This is a genomic window from Pseudomonas sp. VE 267-6A (assembly GCF_024126555.1).
Taxonomy (GTDB): Bacteria; Pseudomonadota; Gammaproteobacteria; order Pseudomonadales; family Pseudomonadaceae; genus Aquipseudomonas; species Aquipseudomonas palmensis.
In genome coordinates, this window is sequence record NZ_JAMYBY010000047.1 from 1 (window position 1) to 1,089 (window position 1,089).

Annotated in this window: 1 protein-coding gene; it reads left to right on the plus strand. The window is 66.9% G+C overall.

The annotated features are described in order from the left end of the window. The coding region (gene tssI, locus NJH59_RS25365; RefSeq protein ID WP_253087469.1) for a type VI secretion system tip protein TssI/VgrG at window positions 1-1,089 on the plus strand (1,089 nt) is incomplete at both ends.

The following is a 1,089-nucleotide window of genomic DNA, read 5'->3' on the forward strand; positions in this document are numbered from 1 at the left end:
ACTACCGCCTGGCCGAGGGCCGCAGCGACCAGCCGAGCCTGGTCAGCGGGCATTTTCTGAGCCTGACCGAGCATGCCAACCCGGCCTGGAACGACCTGTGGCTGCTCACCGAAGTGCTGCATGAAGGCAAGCAGCCGCAGGTGCTCGAGGAGGTGATCAGCAGTGACGTCACCGACCTCAAGGATGATTTCCACCAGGGCTATCGCAACCGCTTCTGCGCCACGCCGTGGGACGTGCCGTATCGGCCGCCGCTGGAGCATCCCAAGCCCAAAGTGCTGGGTGCGCAACGTGCTGTAGTGACCGGCCCGGAAGGCGAAGAGATCTATTGCGACGAGTACGGCCGGGTCAAGGTGCAGTTCTTCTGGGACCGCGAAGGCCAGTCGGACGACAAGACCACCTGCTGGATGCGCGTGGCCTCCAGCTGGGCCAGCCAGAGCAGCTTTGGCGCCATCTCGCTGCCGCGTGTGGGCATGGAGGTGCTGATCACCTTTCTGGAGGGCGACCCCGACCAGCCGCTGATCACCGGTTGCCTGTACCACGGCGCCAACCTGCCGCCGTACCGGTTGCCCGACTTCAAGACCCTGGCCACGGTCAAGAGCAAGGAATACAAGGGCAGCCGCAGCAACGAGCTGCGCATCGACGACACCACCAGCGAGATCAGCATCGCGTTGCGCAGCGACCATGGCGCCAGTGCGATCAACCTGGGCTACCTGACCCATCCGCGCCCCTCGGGCGGCCAGCCGCGTGGGGAGGGTTTCGAACTGCGCACCGACCGGCATGGCGCCGTGCGTGCGGCGGCGGGTTTGCTGCTGACCACCGAGCCGCGCCATCACGAAGCCAAGCACCACAAGGACCTGCCCGAGACCGCCGAACGCCTGGCTACTGCCAGCGAGCAGCAGGACGGCTTCGGCCAGCAGGCGCGCGAGGTGCAGGCGCAGGAAGCGGGCGATCAGGACGAGGTGGCCAAGGCCCTGCATGTGCAGCACCAGGGCATCGTCGGCAGCGGCCCGACCAACCAGAGCGCCAACGAATTTCCCGAGTTCAGCGAACCGCACCTGGTGCTGGCCAGCCCGGCGGGCATCGCCCTGA